The organism is Haloarchaeobius amylolyticus, assembly GCF_026616195.1.
GTDB classification, from domain to species: Archaea; Halobacteriota; Halobacteria; order Halobacteriales; family Natrialbaceae; genus Haloarchaeobius; species Haloarchaeobius amylolyticus.
This window is the reverse complement of record NZ_JANHDH010000001.1, coordinates 327307-344467: the sequence shown is the minus strand read 5'-3', so window position 1 is coordinate 344467 and position 17161 is coordinate 327307. Positions and strand designations below refer to the sequence as shown.

Sequence of the window (17161 nt, the reverse complement as noted above, 5' to 3'; positions counted from 1 at the left end):
GATGTGGATAAAACGGGAGAAACGGCGCGGTTATTCGTAGAGCCAGGTCGCGTCGACCTGCTCGTAGTCGACGAGCTCCTCTTCGTCGAAGAAGAGGTCGATCTCGCGCTCGTTCGAGCCGGGGTCCTCGTGGTCGGAGCCGTGGATGACGTTCCGACCGAGGTCGAGACCGAAGTCACCGCGGATGGTGCCCGGCGCGGACTCGGCCGGGTCGGTCTCGCCCATCATGTTGCGGACCTGCCGGATGGCGTCCTGGCCCTCCCAGACCATCGCCATCACGGGACCCGAGGTGATGAAGTCGACGAGGCCGTCGAAGAACGGCTTGCCCTCGTGCTCGCCGTAGTGCTCCTCGGCGAGGTCCTGGTCGATCTGCATGAACTTCGCGCCGACCAGTTTCAGGCCGCGGTCCTCGAAGCGGGCGATGATTTCGCCGATGAGGCCGCGCTGGACGCCGTCGGGCTTGACCATGACGAACGTGCGCTCGTGGTCGTCGCTCATTCTTCAGTGTCCTCCTCGGTTGCTGCCTGGGGGGCACCGCCTTCTTTCGTCCACTCCAGGTCACGGGGCTCGCGACCCAGGTCCGCGTTCTTCTCGCACTTCGCGGAGCAGTAGTGGACGGTCGTGCCGTCCACGTGGACGAACATCGTGCCCGTCCCGGGAACGATCTCGTCACCGCAGTACTCACAGTCGCGGGTTCGAACCATTATTGTCCTCCGATGGAGTCGGCCTCGCGGGCAGTCTCGCGCAGCTGCAAGACGTCACCCTCGCGAACGGGGCCGAGGCAGTTTCGCGTGATGATGCGACCCTGGTTTTCCCCCTCGCGGATGCGGCACTTGACCTGCATGGCTTCGCCGTGCATGCCGGTCTTACCGACGATCTCGATGACTTCCGCGGAGGTGGAGCCGTCTGTAGACTCTTCGGCACTCATGGATTACCTCTACAGGTCCTCGACCTTGCCGGCGATGTCCTCGACGTCGCTCGAGGCGTCACCAGCGTCGACGATGGCCGCGGCCGCGCTGCCGACCTCGAGGCCGGCGGCGTGCCCGACGTCGTCCTGCGTCTCGATGAAGACGACCGGGATACCCTTCTCACTGGCGAGTTCGGGGAGGTGCATGACGATCTCCTCGGGGGAGACGTCCTCGGCGACGTAGACGATCGAGGCGTTGCCGCGCTCGACGGCCTTCGTGGTCTCGTTGGTTCCTTTCTTTACGCTACCTGTGTCTCGTGCGACCTCGAGGGCCTCGAGGGCGTCCTCTTGGAGGTCGGCTGGGATCTCTTTGTTGACGTAGACTGGCATGGTTGTTCACCTACTCCCACGCGTGGGCTCGCGCTCCCCTGCCGTCGTGGGGCCGAATCCCCACTGACCACCGGCTGGGTAGTCGGCGGCCGGAATCCTGTGCGGCTAGGAGCATCATCAACCCCGCGTAGGGCGTATCTCGTTTGTACTGGGCCACCCCTTATAAGGGTGTTCAAACGCTCGCAGGCGTGCGAAAACGACGCATGCAGAATCGGCACAGATTCCGGTCGACGGCACCGGCTCGCGGGCTGGTCGCCCCGGTCGTGTGAGAGTGCCGGAGAAAGAGGGTGGTCAGCGCGCGAACGAGAACGGGTCCGGGATGATACCCATCGCGAACCACAGGTCGTTGTGGCCATAGCCGTCGATCTCGACGATCTCGCCGTCCTCGAACCGGCCGGTGTAGGCGAGTTCGCAACGGAACTGCTCGCCGGTCGGGTCGAAGACGAGCTCCTCGCCCTCGATGACCAGTCGCCACTCGTTCTCGAAGGTCCCCTCGCGGACCGTGCGGACCACCACGACGTCACCGTCGACGTGGATGCTCTGGACGCGCTCGGTCATGTCCGGGACGGCCTCGTGGAACCGGATGATGCGGTCCGCCAGTTCGCTGGGCCCGAAGGCCCTCTCGGGGTCCGACATGAGGACGCAGTCCTGCGAGAAGTACTCGTAGAAGACCGTGGGGTTCCCCCCATCGTGGCCCTGCTCGACGAGGCGGCGGACGATGCGTTCGTATTCGGTGCTGCTCAGGTGTTCTTGCCCCCCAGGCATGGGTGAGAGTAGTCGCGCGTACACTTATAGTTGACCGCATGATGTGTCGGCAGAGCAATACTCTCCCACCGGGAACGACAACGCACTTCCTGCCCGCTCGTCAAGGCCAGTACATGGACGCAGCCGAGGTTGCGACCGGGTTGCGAGACGAGGCCCGGTCGGTGAACGAGCGACGGGTACTCGTGTTGACAGGTAGTCGCGACCGCTGCGAGGCGACCGCCCGGCAGGTCCTCGACGCGCTCTCGGTCCCCATCACGGCGACCGCGCTGGTGAGCGAGCGTGACTTCCTCCGGTGCGAACAGGTCGGCCCCCGGCAGGCGGGGTCCATCCTCGGCACCACCCACGAGTGCATCGTCGTCGACGCCCACGACCAGTTGCGCCCGAACACCCTCGGGCAGGTGGTCGGCGCGGTCGACGGCGGCGGCCTGCTCGTCCTCCTCGCGCCGCCCCTCGACGAGTGGCCGACCCGGCGCGACGACTTCGACGCCGGGATGGCCGTCCTGCCGTTCACGGTCGAGGACGTGACCGGGCACTTCCGGGAGCGGTTCGTGGAGACGCTGCGGGCGCATCGCGGCATCGCAATCTACGACGTGGATGCTGACACCGTCGAGGCCGACGGGTCGACCCACCCGGCCCCGCGCCGACTCGACCCGCCGGTGCCACACCCCGCGCAGTTCGAGTTCCCGGAGGCGGCGTACGACGCCTGCCGGACCGCCGACCAGGTCGAGGCCGTCCACGACTTCGAGTTCCTGCGCGAGCCGTGCCGGGCACTCGTCCTGGAGGCCGACCGCGGCCGCGGGAAGTCCAGTGCGGCCGGCATCGCGGCCGGCGCGTTCGCCGCCGAGGGACAGGACGTGCTCGTGACGGCCCCGAGCTACCGGAACGCGGCGGAGGCGTTCGACCGCGCGAGAGAGCTGTTCGAGACGCTGGGCGTGGCCGGCGACCATCCCGACGAGAACACCCACCTCGTGACGACGACCGGCGGCGAGGTCAGGTACGAACCGCCGCCGGAAGCCGCCGCAGAGGCCACCGAGCCGGACCTCCTCGTCGTCGACGAGGCCGCGGCCATCTCGGTCCGGCTGCTGGACGAGACCCTCGCGGCCGACCGGGTGGCCTACGCCTCGACCATCCACGGCTACGAGGGCGCCGGCCGGGGCTTCTCGGTGCGGTTCCGGGCCCACCTCGACGAGAGCGCCCACGAGGTCCGCGAGAACCGGCTGGCGACGCCCATCCGGTACGCGGCGGGCGACCCGGTCGAGGTCTGGTCGTTCAACGCCCTCGGGCTGGACGCCCGGCCCCCGGTCGACGAACTCGTCGCGGACGCCACGGTCGACTCGGTCGAGTACGGCCGCCCCACGCCCGAGGACCTGCTCGCCGACCCCCAGCGCCTCCGGGAGACCTTCGGCCTGCTCGTCCTCGCGCACTACCAGACCCAGCCCGACGACCTCGCCCGGCTGCTCGACGCCCCGAACCTCTCGGTGCGGACGCTGACCCACGACGGCCACGTCGTCAGCGTCGCCCTGCTGGCCCGCGAGGGCGGCCTCGACGAGCAGACCCGCGAACGCATCTACGAGGGCGGGCGCATCAACGGGAACATGATACCCGACGTGCTGACGAGCCAGTTGCGCGACGAGGCCGCCGCCGGCCCGGTCGGCGAGCGCGTCGTCCGCATCGCGACCCACCACGCCGCCAGAGAGCGCGGCCTCGGCTCGCACCTGCTCTCGTGCATCCGCGAGGAGTTCGCCGACGACGTGGACTGGCTCGGGGTCGGCTACGGGGCGACCCCCGACCTGCTCCGGTTCTGGGACGCGAACGACTACCACACGGTCCACCTCTCGACCACCCGGAACGACGTGAGCGGGGAGTACTCCGCCGTGATGCTCTCGCCGTGTTCGCCCGCCGGCGAGGCCCTCCACGACCGGCAGGCCGACTGGTTCGCCCGCCGCATCGGCGGCGTCCTCACCGACGCCCTGCGCGACATGGACCCGGACGAGGTCCGTGCCGCGCTGGCGGCCTGCGACGCCGACGTGTCGCTCTCCCTCGACGAGCTGGCGTGGCGCGCGGTCGCCGGGACCGCTTACGGCCCCGGCCTCTACGACGTGGCACCCGGGCCGTTCCGCGACCTCGTCGTGAAGCACCTCGTGGATCCGACCGGGAGTGGGCCCGCCCTCGACGCCGAGCACGAGCGCGTCCTCGTCGCCCGGGTCCTGCAGGCCCACGACGCCGACGCCGTCGCCGACGAACTGGACTATCACTCCGCCCGGATGGCGATGCGGGCCGTCGGCGAGGGACTGCGCCAGCTCGTCGACCACTACGGCGACGAGGCGGCCATGGCGGAGCGCGACAGGCACCAGTAGCGCTCACCAGTTCCCCCGCAAGAGGCTCTTACGTCCTCGATTCCTACCCTCAACGGATGGAGGGGGTGTCGAGACGGCGATTTCTCGCACGGGCGGCCACGGGCGTCGGGAGCACGTCGCTCGTGAGTGGCTGTCTGGACCTGGGGGACGGCGGCGGGCCGACCATCCCGGTCGACCGCCGGCTCAGCGTCGGCTCGAAGCACTTCACCGAGAACCGCATCCTCGGCTTCATGACCTTCGAAGCCGTCAACCACGTCCTCGACGTCCAGCCGGTCCACGAGATCGGCTACGGCCGCACCAGCACCATCTGGGAGGCGCTGGTCGAGGGCGCCGTCGACACCTACTGGGAGTACACCGGCACCCTCTGGTACGTCCACCTGCAGGACGACGGCCCCCCGGCGCGTATCGACGACCCCCTCACGCTGTACCAGCGCGTGCGGAAGGACGTGCGGGCGGCCTACGACCTGGAGTGCTTCTCGCCCGCGCCCTTCGACAACCCGTACGTGCTCTGTGTTCGGCCCGAGTGGGCCGCCGAGACGGGCATCTCGACCCTCTCCGGGCTGTTCGAGTACGCCGCCGACGGGAACCCCGTCCCCGTCGCGGTCGGCCCGGAGTTCTACCACCGGGCGGACGGCTGGCCGGGGCTGCTCGACCACTACGGGGTCTCCGAGGGGACGAGACGGGCGTGGGACCCGACCGTGGCGGTCGTCAACCTCGTGCTGGGCTACGAGTTCCTCGTCGGGGAGACCATCGACGTCGCGATGGGGTTCGGCACGGACCCACAGATACCCATCAACGACCTGGTCGTCCTCGAGGACGACCGTGACTTCTTCCCGCCGTACAACCCGTGCCCGGTCGTCCGGGCCGGCGTCCTCGACCGCATCGACGGGCTCGGGGAGCTGCTGGACCGCCTCGGCCCGACCATCGAGACGGCCGAGGAGATGCAGGCGCTGAACGCCCGGGTCGTCGTCGGGGGCGAGGACGCCCGGGACGTCGCACTCTCGGTCCTCCGCAGGGAGGGTATCCTCGGATGAGGCCGCTTCGACGCGTCGAGGAGTCCATCTCCCTCCAGCTCGGACTCGCCCTGCTGGTCGTCGTCCTCCTCCTCGCGGTCGTCGGGGCCGGCACGTGGCTGGTGACCGCCGACGCGGTCCAGACCGACGTGAGGACCAAGCTCGTCTCGCAGTCGGAGGCGGAGGCCGACGGCCTGAACGACTGGTTCGCCAGCAACAAACTGTTCGTGCGGCTGGTCTCCGACGACGGCGTCTTCGCGACGGGTGACGACGACGCCGTCCGGCGCTACCTGCACCGCAACGCCGCGAGCGACGACGTCGACGTCCTCGGGTTGCACTACATCGACATGCGCGAGAACCGGGTCCTCGTCTCGACCGTCGAGGACGCGGCGGGCGAGGACCTGTCCGACCGCCCGTGGCCGCCGCGGCTCCGCTTCCAGGGCTTCGGGGACGTGTACGTCTCCGAACCGTACACCTCGCCCCGGAACCGGACCGTCGTCGCGTTCGTGAGCCCGACCGAGACCATCAACGGCGCACTGGTCTCGGTGGTCGACGTGACCGAGATCGGCGAGTCGTTCCGGTCACCCATCCCCGGGACCGTGACGCACGTCATCGACTCGCGGGGCATCGTCATCTTCTCCGAGAATCCCGAGGAGCGCCTCCAGCCCTACCTGACCGACCAGCAGGCCATCCCCGAGGCGCTGGTCCGCGCGGTCGACGGCGAGTCCGGCTTCCAGGAGACCTCCCTGAAGGAGCGAGAACTCGGCTACGACGTGGTCACGGCCTACGCCCCGGTCGAGGGGACCGACTGGGTCGTCATCATGCAGGCCCCCACGTCGTCGGCCTACGCGGTCCTCGACCGCATCGTCGTCGGCATCGTCACGTTCGTCGGGCTGGCACTGGCCGGCGTCCTCGTGGTCGCACTCACCTTCGGCCGGACGACCACCCGGGACATCAGCGAACTCACCGAGACGGCCGAGGCGTACGCCTCCGGTGACTACGACGCCGAGCCGTCGCTCGACCGGGACGACGAACTCGGGACGCTCGCGGCCCAGATGGGGGCCATGCGCGACGCGCTGGAGTCCCGCATCGACGCCCTCGAATCGGCCCGCGGTGACGCCGAGCGCCGGAAACTCCAGTTGCAGCGCCTGCTCGCGAACCTGCCGGTCGTGCTGTTCGTCGTCGACGCCGACGGCGAGCTGGTGGACGTGCAGGGGCACACTCCCGAGGGGACGTTCGCCCTCTCCGACGCCGTCGGGGCCCGCGTGGAGGAGCGATTCGGCCGATACCCCGAACTGGTCGACGCCTGCACCCGGGCGCTGTCGGGGGCCGCGAGCAGCGTCACGGTCGACGTCGAGGGCGGCATCTTCCACGTCCAGGTCCAGCCCATCCAGGAGGACGGCGAGGTGGAACAGGCCATCGCGGTCGCCAGCGACGTGACCCGGGAACACAACCGCGAACAGCAGATACAGGTACTGAACCGGGTCCTCCGCCACGACCTCCGGAACCGCCTCAGCGTCATCGTGAACTACGCACGCCACGTCGCCGAGACCGTCGACGACCCCGACCTCGACGACGCCCTCGACCGCATCGTCACCCAGAGCGAGGAGCTCGTCGAGACCAGCGAGAAGGCCCGGAACGTCCAGCGGGCGCTCGACAGCGCGGGCGAGTCGGTCGACATCGTCGAACTCGCCGCGGACTGCCTGGACGCGTTCGAGGAGACCCATCCCGGCGTCGCGGTCGAACGCTCGCTGCCCGCGACCGCCCCGGCGAAGGCGACGGTCCACCTCGGCATGGCGCTGGAGGAACTCCTCACGAACGCGGTCGAACACACCCAGGACGGGTCGCCGACGGTCCGGGTCTCGGTCGCGAACACGCTGTCCCACGTGGACCTCGTCGTCGAGGACGACGGCCCCGGGATGCCCGCCTCCGAGAAGCGGGCCATCGTCGAGGGCGAGGAGAAACCCCTCGCCCACTCCAGCGGCCTCGGGCTCTGGTTCGTCTACTGGCTCGTCACCGCCGCCGGTGGCCAGTTCGCGTTCGAGGAGAGCGACCTCGGTGGCCTCGCGGTCCGGCTCTCGTTCCCGCGAGCCGAGGGATAGCTTCGAGGGCGAGGACGGTCAAGAGGGGGTATGGAGTGTTCCGAACCGGACTGCGACCGCGAGGCGGCGGTCAGGCTGCACGTCCCGTGGGACGAGGACCGGAACGTCTGCGTGGCGCACGCTCGAAGCCTCGGACAGCAAGACGGGGTCGTCACCGAACCCCTCGACGGAAAAGAGTCGGAGTGGCCCTGACGCCGACCGGTCTACAGCCGCACCGCCATCATCACTTCGTCGACGTAGTCGCCGTCCATCTTGTAGTGGTCCTCGCGGACGGCCTCGGTCTCCCAGCCGTGCTTCTCGAGGAACTGGATGGCGCCCTCGTTGGTCGCCGGGACGCTGTTGTAGAGCTTCTCGTACCCGTTGCGCTTGGCCCAGTTGACGCCGCGCTCCAGCAGGTGGCTGCCGATGTCGTGGTCGCGGTACTCCCCGAGCACGCCGACGGTCAACTCGGCGGTGTGGTGGAGCTTCGACAGTTCCGGCACCCGGATGTGGACCCAGCCGACCACGTCCTCGTCCACGGTCGCGACGAAGAACATCCGCGATTCGATCTCGTTGTGTCGTAACAGTACCTCCTCGTGGTCGAGGATGTCCGCGACCTCCTCGGCCTCGATGTAGGTCCCCTCGTCGGCGACGTGCCGGATGGCGCCGATGAGCCCGGAGAGGTCGGACTGGTGGGCCTGCCGGATGACGAACTCCACCTCGTCGCTGACGTGCTCCTCGGCGGCGGCCTCGTCCTCGAAGGCGACCTTCAGGACGCCGCCCTCGTCGGTCAGGTAGCCGTCGCGCTTCAGGATGGCGACGTGGTGGCGGACCGCCCGCGGGTCCATCTTCAGGGCCTGCTCGACCTCCTTTCGCTTTACCGTCCCGTGGCTCTCGACGTACTCGTAGAGTTCGCGCCGGTCCTCGTGGTCGAAGCTCAGTTTGTCAGTGAGTTTCATGGGTAGTGATACCACGGCACTGTACTTAATGGTTGTTCGGGTAGGTTCGAGGATTCGATACCCGTCACCCCTCGACGCTCGCGGGCCCGACCTGCCGTCGGATCCAGAAGAAGACGGTCCCGAACGAGAGGACCAGGGCGCCGCCGAAGACCAGCACTCCCTGTATCGTCACCGTCATCAGGACGAGGGTGTAGGCGACGAAGAGGACGACCAGCCAGACGAACGTCGTCCACGAGTCCAGGGTCGTCTCGACGTACTCGAGGCGTTCTTCGGGCGTCATCGGGCGCACCAGTTCCGGCATCGTGCGGAGCCGCCGGCGCTCCCAGACGAAGACGGTCCCGAACGAGAGCCCGATGGTCACCGGGACCACGAGCCAGCCCTCGGGGACCACCTGCGAGAGCACGAAGCCGAAGGACGCCATCGCGAGCAACAACAGGACGAACACCCGCACTCGCTCGATGGTCTCGACTGCGGTCATCACGTCCACAGAGGGACGCGACCAGAATGAACAGCACCCTGATTTCTCAGAAGAGAATAGGGACCGCGGTCAGTGCCGGTCCGGCACCGTCGTCAGCAACTGTGCCACGTCGACCGCGTTGTGCGTCTCGACGAGCACCTCTGCAGCCGTCCGGAGCGCGAACGTCGTGTTCAACTCGACCCCGTAGCAGTTCGCGTACAGTTCGAGCCAGCGGTTCAGTATCGATTCGAGCCGGCTGCACTGGGCCGCCGGCAGCTCCGGGCCGCCGGTCCGGCAGTCGACGTAGAGCACGACCGTCGGGCCGACGCCCTCGCGGCAGTAACGCTTCGCGCGCACCTCGGGCTCCTCCGGCGGCTCGAACGCGTCCTCAGCGCGTGCGACCGCCGCCTCGAGTTCGTCGACGCGGGTCGCGACGCCGCCGCGCTCGTCCGGCACGGTCGAACTCATCCCTGCCTGTACTCGACGCCCTTCCCGCCGCGCGGGTGCTCCCAGTGGGTGTCGGCGACCACGGCACAGGTCCCGCACTCGACGCAGGGCTGCGTGTCGAGGCTGACGAGTTTCTCCTCGGAGCCGTTCGTCTTCACCGTCTCGGCGCGGTAGCAGCCCCCACCGAAGCCCTCGGCGGAGACCGGACAGGCCGTGACGGCGGTCCCGCTGGCCGCGAAGGACTCGTCCTCCAGCGTGATGTGCGGGTTGCCGATGTCGGTGTCGTAGGTCAGGTCACCGATGCGCTCCTCGAGGCTCGGCGTCTCGATGGCGTTCTCGCTCTCGACCCTGACGCCCTGGGTCTTCGCCAGCAGGACGGGGATGGTGACGTACGCCGGCCGGATGTCCGGCAGCATGCTCATCATCCGCGGGGAGTTGAACGCACGCTTGACGATGGACTCGGTGATGCCGAGCCCGAGCGCGGCCTTGCCGACGGGCGACTTCGCGACCGCCTCCATGACGTTCGCCAGCGTGTCGTTCTCGGTGACCGGCCGGGTCATCTCGTAGGAGCTGGGGCGGAGCTTGTCCATCACGCCCTCGCGTTCGAGCATCTGGGTGTATCGCTGGCCGGCCGTGACGCCGGAGCGACCCTTCGCCGTGACGAAGGCGTCGGCCGCGAGTGCGCCCGCGGTGACCGCGTGGTTCATCCCCTTGATGATGGGCCCCTGTGCCTGCATCTGGCCGGCGGCGTCGCCGACGACCAGCAGGCGGTCGCGGTGCGGGCTCTTCAGCGCCGCCTTCTTCGAGTCGGGCACGAGCTTCGCGGAGTACTCCAGCTCGACGTACTCGTCGGGGAGCCACTGGCCCATGTGCGGGTGCGTGAGCAACGCGTCGAGCAGTTCCTGCGGCTCGGCGCGCTCCGCGGCGATGCTGTCCAGGTGGAACACGGTCCCGATGGAGAGCGTGTCCTCGTTGGTGTACATGAACCCGCCGCCCCGGACGCCCTGGAACAGGTCGCCGGAGAACAGGCGGGCGACGCCCTCCTCCTCGCCGATGTCGAAGGTCTCCTCGATGTGACCCTCCGGCAGGTCGACGACGGCCTTGACGCCCTGGAAGTACTCGTCGGGGTCCTCCCAGTCCATCAGGCCGGCCTCGCGGGCGAGTTCGGAGTTCACGCCGTCGGCCGCCACGACGATGTCGGCCTCGATGTCGTCGAGTTCGTCGCAGGTGACGCCGATGATCTCGCCGTTCTCCCGCAAGAGGCCGTTGACCCTGACCTCGGTCAGCAGGCCACCGCCGGTCTCGCGGCACTTCTCGTGGACGCGCTCGGCGAGCCAGGAGTCCATCTTCCGCCTGAGGACCGCGTCACACCACAGCGTGTCGTTCTCGTGCAGCGGCGTCAGGTCGACCGTCTTGACCTTCCCGTCCGCGAGGTTGTCCATGTAGTAGTCGGTTATCTCGCGCTCGGCGGCCTCCTCGCGGAAGCCCGGGAACAGGTCGTCGATGGTGTACGGCGCGGACCGCTCGGCGTAGATGAGCCCGCCGGAGACGTTCTTCGAACCGGCGTCGACGCCGCGTTCCAGCACCAGGGTCTCGACGCCGTGGTCGGCGAGCCGGGCCGCGGCCGCGGCGCCACCGGGACCGGCCCCGACGACGACGGCCTCGTAGTGCTCTCGATCAGTCATCGTCGTCACCTCCGGCACCGGCGACGGCGGTGTTCGCGACGGCGGCACTCAGCTCTCCGGTCTTGGCGGCTTCGATGAGTCGTGGTAACACGTCGAAGAGGTCTCCTTCGATGAAGTAGTCGGAGAAGTCCCGGATACGCGCGTCCGGATCGGTATTGATGGCGATGATGGTGTCCGATTCGTCCATGCCGACCTTGTGCTGGACCGCCCCCGAGATGCCGGCGGCGATGTACAGCTGTGGTTCGACGATCTGGCCGGTCTCGCCGATCTGGCGCTCCTCGTGGGTGTACTGCTCGACGTGGCCGTCGAACTGGTACGACCCCGTGACGATGCCACGGGTGACGCCCAGGTCGGCGTCCTCGAAGCAGTCGGCGAGTTCCATGCCCAGTTCCATGCCGCGGGTCGGGTCGTCCCCGATGCCGCGGCCCATGGCCACGATGACCTCGTGGCCGGTGAGGTCGACGCCGCTGTCGAGCACGTCGGCCTCCTGGACGTCGACGCGGAACCAGTCGTCCGAGAGGTCGGTGTCGCGCTCTATGACCTCGCCCTCGCGGCTCTCGTCGGGGTCGGGTATCTCGAAACTGCCCGGGATGACGGAGCCACCCTGCGGGTGGAAGTCCCGGTGCGGGTTGTCGATGCAGAGGATGGTCGAGTACTCGAACCCGGAGAAGTCCGGGCGCTTCATGTGCAGGATGCGCTCGAACGTCTTCGTCGTCCCCGGCTTGCCGGTCTTCACCGGGTTGGATATCTCGGCGCTCTCGATGTACAGTCCAGAGCAGTCCGAGGCCAGCCCGGAGTCGAGTTCGCCCTGGACCAGCGCGGAGAGGTCGCGGCCGTTGTTCGTCGCCGGGAAGAGGACGTACCGGGGCTCGTCGTAGTCCCGCCAGTCGCTCTCCTCGGGGTTGCCCTCGCCGGGGTCGCCGCCCCAGCGGGCCATGTCACAGAAGATCTCGGTGAACGCCTTGTGCCGGAAGCGCTCCAGCCGGTCGTCCTCCTTGTAGACGACCACGTCGGCACCGAGCGCGATGCACTCGTCGGCGAGGCGCTCGACGTCGTCGCCGATGAGGACCGCGACGACGCGTTCCTCCTCGTCGTAGTCCTCGTTGTAGTCGTCCATCAGCTGGCGGGCCTTGCCGAGCATCTCGCGGGAGACGTCCAGCAGTTCGCCGCGCTGGGTCTCGCAGTACACCCACATGTCCTGGTAGGTGCCGTCCTCGATGGCCCGGACGTGGCGCTTGTCCGCGGTCGGGTGGTCGAGTTCGGGGTACTTCTCCTCTGGCGGGAGGTCGGCCTCCGGTTCGCCCTCCTCCTCCTCGCTCTCGGAGAGGTCGTCGATGCGCTTGCGGATGAGCTTCTTCGCGCTGTCGCGGTCCTCGCCCGCCTCCTCGCGTTCGAGCAGCGATTCGAGCTGGGCGACCTCCTCGATGTCACGCACCGCGTTCCCGACGTCCGCGACGCTCATCTCGGTCGGGTCGAGTTCGTCCGCGTCGACCGCCTCGCCGTCGTCCTCGAACTTCTCGATGCGGCTCTCGATGAGCTTCTTCGCGCCGACGCGGTCCTCGCCCGCCTCCTCGGCGGCCAGTATCTCGCGCAGTTCCTCGACGTCGTCGATGTCCTTCAGTGCGGGGCCGAGTTCGGAGATGTCGTAGTCGTTTGGGTCCAGTTCAGGCATCGTCAATCACCCGCCACGAACGGCGTCAGTTCCTCCATGACCGATTCCATACCCTCCTCGTCCTCCGGTGTCACCATCGTCGCCTCGCGCTCGGCGGGCGCCTTCGGGATGGGGTCGACGGAGGAGACGATGGTCGGCGAGCCGTCCAGGCCGACGTAGTCCGGGTCGAGGTTCAGCTCCTCGTGGTCCCACATCGTCAGGTGGTCCTTGAAGTTCTCCGCGCGCTCTTTCGTCTCCTCGCGCAGGTCCTTCAGCCGGAGCCGGTGTTCCGCCCGCCGGTAGCTCGGCTCGAAGTCCGGGTCCGTCACGACGAAACACGGCATCGGCGCCTCGACGGTCTCGATCTCGTCGACGTCGCCCTCGACGAGTCGCTTGGCACGGAGCGTGCCCTCCTCCTCGTCGATGTCGAGCGAGATGACGTGGGTCACGATGGGCCAGTCCAGGCACCAGCAGGTCTGGGGCCCGGTGTGGCCCGTCTCCCCGTCCGCGGTCTTGAAGCCCGCGAAGACGATGTCCGGCATCTCGCCCATGTGCTCCATGGCGGTGCCGAGCGTGATGGCGGTCGCCCACGTGTCCGCAGCCGCGAACTCGCGGTCCGACACCAGCACGAGGTCGTCGGCGTACACGTCGCGCATCCCCTCCTCGAGGATGCCCTCGTAGCCGGGCGGCCCCATCGACAGCAGCGTCACGTTCCCGCCGTGGCGGACCTTCGTCTGCAGGGCCGCCCGCAGGGCGAACTTGTCGTTCGGGTTCATCACCGTGGGTGTCTTCCCCCGTTCGAGGTGCCCGTCCTCGTCGAACGACACCTGCCCCTCACGGAAGTCCGGTACCCCCTTCGTCATCACAGCGATGTTCAGCGACATGGTGGCTTATGCGCGCCCCTGTCGACCGGCGTCGACGTCGATGGCGTCGACCGGGCAGACGTCCACACAGAGCATGCAGTCGATGCACTGCGCCTCGTTGGCCGGGTCGGCCTTGATCTCGGACTCGGGATGGCCCGGCGTGTCCACCCATTCGAACACGTCGACCGGGCAGTCCTCGAGGCAGGCACCGTCGGCGAGACAGATGTCGAAGTCGACCGCGACGTGGGTGCCGTGGATACCCAGCGTCTCTGGTTCGTCGACAGGCCCCCACACGTCGTGGCCGTTGTGCTCGTCGACGACTTCTCTGTTATCTTCGAAGTTTGGGTCAATGGCCATTGTCATCTAGTGGCAACCCACGGCGGGAACTTAAATCTACGTCCATGAACAACCACGCTCGCCTGCGATTTTCGGGCGCGTGAGGGGTCGGGGCGACCCGCCACACCTGCCTCGCGGCCGTCTCGGGGCCGGGGTCACCGGGGGACTCACCGGCCCGGGTTCGGCCCCGTCGCTGGGAAAGAGTCATCTCGCAGAGGCGAGTACCACCACGCATGCTACCGACCGGTTCGATCGACCCGGCCCTCCTCGCCGCCGTGACCCTCCTCGTGGTCGGTATCGTCGGGAGCGCCATCCCGTCGATGCCCGGCCCCCTCGTCTCGGTCGCGGGCGTGGCCGGCTACTGGTGGTTCGCCGACGGCCTCGGAACCGTCGCTGCCGTCGCGCTCGTCCTCGTCGGCCTGTTCGCTGTCGCCGCCGACCAGCTCGCGGACGTGGTCTCGACCCGCGCCAGCGGCGCCTCCTGGACGACCACGGCACTGGCCGGGGTCGCCGGGCTCGTCCTCATGTTCGTCGCCGGACCCATCGGCATCATCCTCGGCGTCGCCGGCACCGTCTTCGCGGTCGAGCTGTACCAGAAGGGCGACCGGAACCACGCCGCCCGTGCCGCCACCTACACCACGGTCGGTATCCTCGCCAGCATCGTCGTGCAGGTGCTCCTGACGGTCTCGATGCTGGCCGGGTTCCTCGTCGCGGTGTTGCTGTAGAAGAGAGCCGCGAAGACCGCCTACTTGTGCGCGAAGTACGCCACGGACCCGTCGTCCTCGTGGGCGTCGACCCGGGCGAATCCGATGCGCTCGAACTGCACCATGGCGTCGACCGGCTGGTCGCGGAAGCCGGGTTCGGCGTGGCCCTCGACGACGCCGTCCATGGTCCAGAGTTCGACCGGGACGTTGTCCTCGGCGGGGACCCAGTGGATGACGTCGACGCCCTCCTCGCGGACCGCGTCGATGTCGTCGCCGGTGTACTGCAGGGCGTCACGCGTGTACCGGAAGCAGCCGAGCCCCTTCAGCCAGATGCGCTCCTCGCGCTCGGGGAGGTCCTCGGGCTCGACGAGGACGGCCGACCCGACCGGGATGTCGCGGTCGCCACGGTCCTCGTGGTCCGGGTGGACCGGCGGGTGGCCGGCCTCCGGGGCACCGCCGAGGATGCCGAGTTCGGTGCCCTCGCGGACGAGGAACTGGCGGTCGGCGGTGTCGTCGATGTGGTCGCGGTTCTTGGAGTAGACCGTCGACATCGCGAGGTCCACGTCGCTCGTGGAGGTGCCGAGTTCGAGCATCGACTCGACGATGGCGTCGCCGCGGATGCCCCGCCGGCGCAGGCTCTTGATGGTCGGGGCGCGCGGGTCGTCCCAGCCGTCGAGCTTGCCCTCGTCGATGTACTGCTTGATGGTCGAGGTGGACATCTTGATGTCGTAGGCGTCGACCTGGACGTGGCCCCAGTGGACGACCTCGGGGTACTCCCAGTCGAAGTAGTCGTAGAGGAAGCGCTGGCGCTTGGCGGAGTCCTGCAGGTCGATGCCGCGGATGATGTGGGTGATGCCGACGAGGTGGTCGTCGATGCCGGACTGGAAGTCGAGCATCGGCCAGCAGCGGTAGTCCTCGGCCTCTTCGCGGGGATGGGGCGTGTCGATCATCCGGAAGGCGACCCAGTCACGTAGTGCGGGATTCTTGTGCTCGATGTCGGTCTTCACGCGCAGGACCATGTCACCAGAGGAGTACTCCCCGGCCACCATGTCCTCGAACTCGGCCATCGTCGTCTCGGGGTCCTTGTCGCGGTGCGGGCACGGCTTCCCGCTGTTCTTCAGCTCGGAGAACTCCTCACCCGAGCACGAGCAGGTGTACGCCCCGCCCATCTCGATGAGCTCGCGGGCGTGGTCGTAGTAGGTCTCGACGCGGTCGCTCGCCTTGAACACCTCGTCGGGCTCGAAGCCGAGGTACTCGACGTCCTCGAGGATACCCTCGTAGGCGTCGAGGTCCGGGCGCTTCGTCTCGGGGTCGGTGTCGTCGAAGCGGACGCAGAACCAGCCGTCGTAGAGCTCCTTGTACGTCCCGATGACGGCTGGCATCCGGGCGTGGCCGAGGTGCCACGGGCCGTTCGGGTTCGGCGCACAGCGCATCCGGACCTGGTCGTACGCCTCGACGTTCGGGAGGTCGCCCAGCACGCGGTCGTCCTCCTCGTCCTCGGCGTCGAGTTCCTCGAGCATCTCGGGCGCGAGTTCGCCCAGTCGCTCTCGCTTGCCCGCGTGGTCGAGGCCGTTGACCCGGCCACAGACCTGCCCGACGATGCCGGGGATCTCGTCGCCGTGCTGGCGGAACTCGGGGTTCTCGCCCATCAGCGGGCCCATGACCGCGCCGACGTTCGCCTCGCTCTCGTGCTTGATGGCGTTGAACAGGGCGTGTTTCTCTGCCTCCTCCTCGACCTGTTCGCGGAGTGTATCGTCCATTACCCGAACGTACTGCGAGGGGCGTCAAAACAGTCGTGATGTATCGGCGGGTCGTCGCCGTGGGACATCGGCCACCGGCCGCATCGAGAGAACACCGCAGGGAGAGCCACTATCGTCGGGACAGTCCGCCACCATCGTCGGCCGCCGTCGTTGCCTGGACCGTACCTGGGAGCCGCCATGGTACGACACTCGGGATGCCAGCTCGCACTGGCACTCGCCACGGACACACCGGTTCCTGCCTACTGACTCGCGGACTTCGGGAAGGTCCGCGTGTTGAACACCCGCTGTGCCACCAGCGAGTCCGACATGTCGCCGTTGCGCCAGCGCTTCACCCACGAGGCCTGTATCTGGTAGGACGTGGCCTGCTCGGCGAAGCGGTCCTCGATGGTCGCCCGCAGGACCTCCGAGGGGCCGTCGTGGGCGACGATGAGACCGTACGCCGAGATGACCGCGCCGATCTCCTCGCGGGACTCGCCACGGGAGGTCGCCTGCGACTGGTACGTCAGGTCGACCCGGCCGTCGCCGAACGTCATGCTCGTCACCTGCATCGAGTACTGCTCCTCGAGGATCCACCGCAACTCGCCGAGGCTGCCCTCGCCGTCGTCGTTCGGGCGCTCGGGTTCGACCTGGGAATCGCCGCCGAGACAGCCCGCCAGACCGAACGCTGCTGCCGCCGCGCCACCGGCGAGCAGCCGCCGGCGCGTGATGCTGGTGTCGTCCTGTGGCATACCTACGGCTACCGGGGGAGTCCCACTAAAACCGCGCACGGTTTCGACCGCCGAGTCA

At 68.4% G+C, this 17161-nt stretch carries 19 protein-coding genes; 5 read left to right on the top strand and 14 right to left on the bottom strand.

From position 1 onward, the window contains the following. Window positions 1–30 precede the first annotated feature (30 nt). From ndk to NOV86_RS01780, 5 genes are all read right to left on the bottom strand, one after another. Window positions 31–498, bottom strand: coding sequence for a nucleoside-diphosphate kinase (gene ndk / locus NOV86_RS01800; protein WP_267639511.1), 468 nt, complete (start codon window positions 496–498; stop codon window positions 31–33). Then, window positions 495–704: a 50S ribosomal protein L24e gene (locus NOV86_RS01795; protein ID WP_267639510.1), complete on the bottom strand. Its 210-nt coding sequence runs from the start codon at window positions 702–704 to the stop codon at window positions 495–497. The genes ndk and NOV86_RS01795 overlap by 4 nt, the downstream gene beginning before the upstream one ends. Beyond that, window positions 704–928: a 30S ribosomal protein S28e gene (locus tag NOV86_RS01790; protein WP_261651289.1), complete on the bottom strand. Its 225-nt coding sequence runs from the start codon at window positions 926–928 to the stop codon at window positions 704–706. Before NOV86_RS01790 ends, NOV86_RS01795 begins: the two co-directional genes overlap by 1 nt. A gap of 9 nt (window positions 929–937) precedes the next feature. Further along, a complete protein-coding gene (rpl7ae, locus tag NOV86_RS01785; RefSeq protein WP_267639509.1) occupies window positions 938–1297 on the bottom strand; it encodes a 50S ribosomal protein L7Ae in 360 nt (119 codons plus the stop codon). A gap of 291 nt (window positions 1298–1588) precedes the next feature. Next, window positions 1589–2062 carry an ester cyclase gene (locus NOV86_RS01780; protein ID WP_267639508.1) on the bottom strand — a complete coding sequence of 158 codons (474 nt, stop codon included), beginning with the start codon at window positions 2060–2062 and terminating at the stop codon, window positions 1589–1591. 113 nt (window positions 2063–2175) lie between these two features. On the opposite strand from NOV86_RS01780, the gene tmcA reads away from it, so the two are divergent. From tmcA to NOV86_RS01760, 4 genes are read left to right on the top strand one after another with little or no spacing between them, the layout of a single operon-like run. After that, window positions 2176–4419 carry a tRNA(Met) cytidine acetyltransferase TmcA gene (gene tmcA, locus NOV86_RS01775; protein WP_267639507.1) on the top strand — a complete coding sequence of 748 codons (2244 nt, stop codon included), beginning with the start codon at window positions 2176–2178 and terminating at the stop codon, window positions 4417–4419. 56 nt (window positions 4420–4475) lie between these two features. Then, a complete protein-coding gene (locus NOV86_RS01770; protein WP_267639506.1) occupies window positions 4476–5453 on the top strand; it encodes a glycine betaine ABC transporter substrate-binding protein in 978 nt (325 codons plus the stop codon). Beyond that, window positions 5450–7534 (top strand): cache domain-containing protein, encoded by a 2085-nt coding sequence (locus NOV86_RS01765; protein WP_267639505.1) that lies wholly within the window; start codon window positions 5450–5452, stop codon window positions 7532–7534. The genes NOV86_RS01770 and NOV86_RS01765 overlap by 4 nt, the downstream gene beginning before the upstream one ends. 30 nt (window positions 7535–7564) lie before the next feature. Then, window positions 7565–7726: a DUF8014 family protein gene (locus NOV86_RS01760; protein ID WP_267639504.1), complete on the top strand. Its 162-nt coding sequence runs from the start codon at window positions 7565–7567 to the stop codon at window positions 7724–7726. Between the two features lie 11 nt (window positions 7727–7737). On the opposite strand, the gene NOV86_RS01755 is transcribed toward NOV86_RS01760, so the two are convergent. From NOV86_RS01755 to NOV86_RS01725, 7 genes are all read right to left on the bottom strand, one after another. Beyond that, window positions 7738–8472: a GNAT family N-acetyltransferase gene (locus NOV86_RS01755; RefSeq protein WP_267639503.1), complete on the bottom strand. Its 735-nt coding sequence runs from the start codon at window positions 8470–8472 to the stop codon at window positions 7738–7740. A 64-nt stretch (window positions 8473–8536) separates the two neighbouring features. Beyond that, window positions 8537–8950 (bottom strand): hypothetical protein, encoded by a 414-nt coding sequence (locus tag NOV86_RS01750; protein ID WP_267639502.1) that lies wholly within the window; start codon window positions 8948–8950, stop codon window positions 8537–8539. 69 nt (window positions 8951–9019) lie between these two features. Continuing rightward, a complete protein-coding gene (locus tag NOV86_RS01745) occupies window positions 9020–9397 on the bottom strand; it encodes a DUF8055 family protein (RefSeq protein WP_267639501.1) in 378 nt (125 codons plus the stop codon). Next, window positions 9394–11061, bottom strand: coding sequence for an FAD-dependent monooxygenase (locus NOV86_RS01740; RefSeq protein ID WP_267639500.1), 1668 nt, complete (start codon window positions 11059–11061; stop codon window positions 9394–9396). Before NOV86_RS01740 ends, NOV86_RS01745 begins: the two co-directional genes overlap by 4 nt. Then, complete coding sequence (locus tag NOV86_RS01735; protein ID WP_267639499.1) at window positions 11054–12733, bottom strand: electron transfer flavoprotein subunit alpha/FixB family protein; 1680 nt, start codon at window positions 12731–12733, stop codon at window positions 11054–11056. The genes NOV86_RS01740 and NOV86_RS01735 overlap by 8 nt, the downstream gene beginning before the upstream one ends. Window positions 12734–12735: 2 nt before the next feature. Then, window positions 12736–13575, bottom strand: a complete 840-nt coding sequence (locus NOV86_RS01730) for an electron transfer flavoprotein subunit beta/FixA family protein (protein WP_267639498.1) — start codon at window positions 13573–13575, stop codon at window positions 12736–12738. Between the two features lie 27 nt (window positions 13576–13602). After that, window positions 13603–13932: a 4Fe-4S dicluster domain-containing protein gene (locus NOV86_RS01725; protein ID WP_267639497.1), complete on the bottom strand. Its 330-nt coding sequence runs from the start codon at window positions 13930–13932 to the stop codon at window positions 13603–13605. 212 nt (window positions 13933–14144) lie between these two features. Here NOV86_RS01725 and NOV86_RS01720 point away from each other — a divergent pair, with 212 nt between their 5' ends. Then, complete coding sequence (locus NOV86_RS01720) at window positions 14145–14636, top strand: DUF456 family protein (protein WP_267639496.1); 492 nt, start codon at window positions 14145–14147, stop codon at window positions 14634–14636. Window positions 14637–14656: 20 nt separating this feature from the next. On the opposite strand, the gene NOV86_RS01715 is transcribed toward NOV86_RS01720, so the two are convergent. Beyond that, window positions 14657–16375: a glutamate--tRNA ligase gene (locus NOV86_RS01715; protein WP_267639495.1), complete on the bottom strand. Its 1719-nt coding sequence runs from the start codon at window positions 16373–16375 to the stop codon at window positions 14657–14659. Between the two features lie 239 nt (window positions 16376–16614). Further along, window positions 16615–17103: a DUF8159 domain-containing protein gene (locus NOV86_RS01710; RefSeq protein ID WP_267639494.1), complete on the bottom strand. Its 489-nt coding sequence runs from the start codon at window positions 17101–17103 to the stop codon at window positions 16615–16617. Window positions 17104–17161 lie beyond the last annotated feature (58 nt).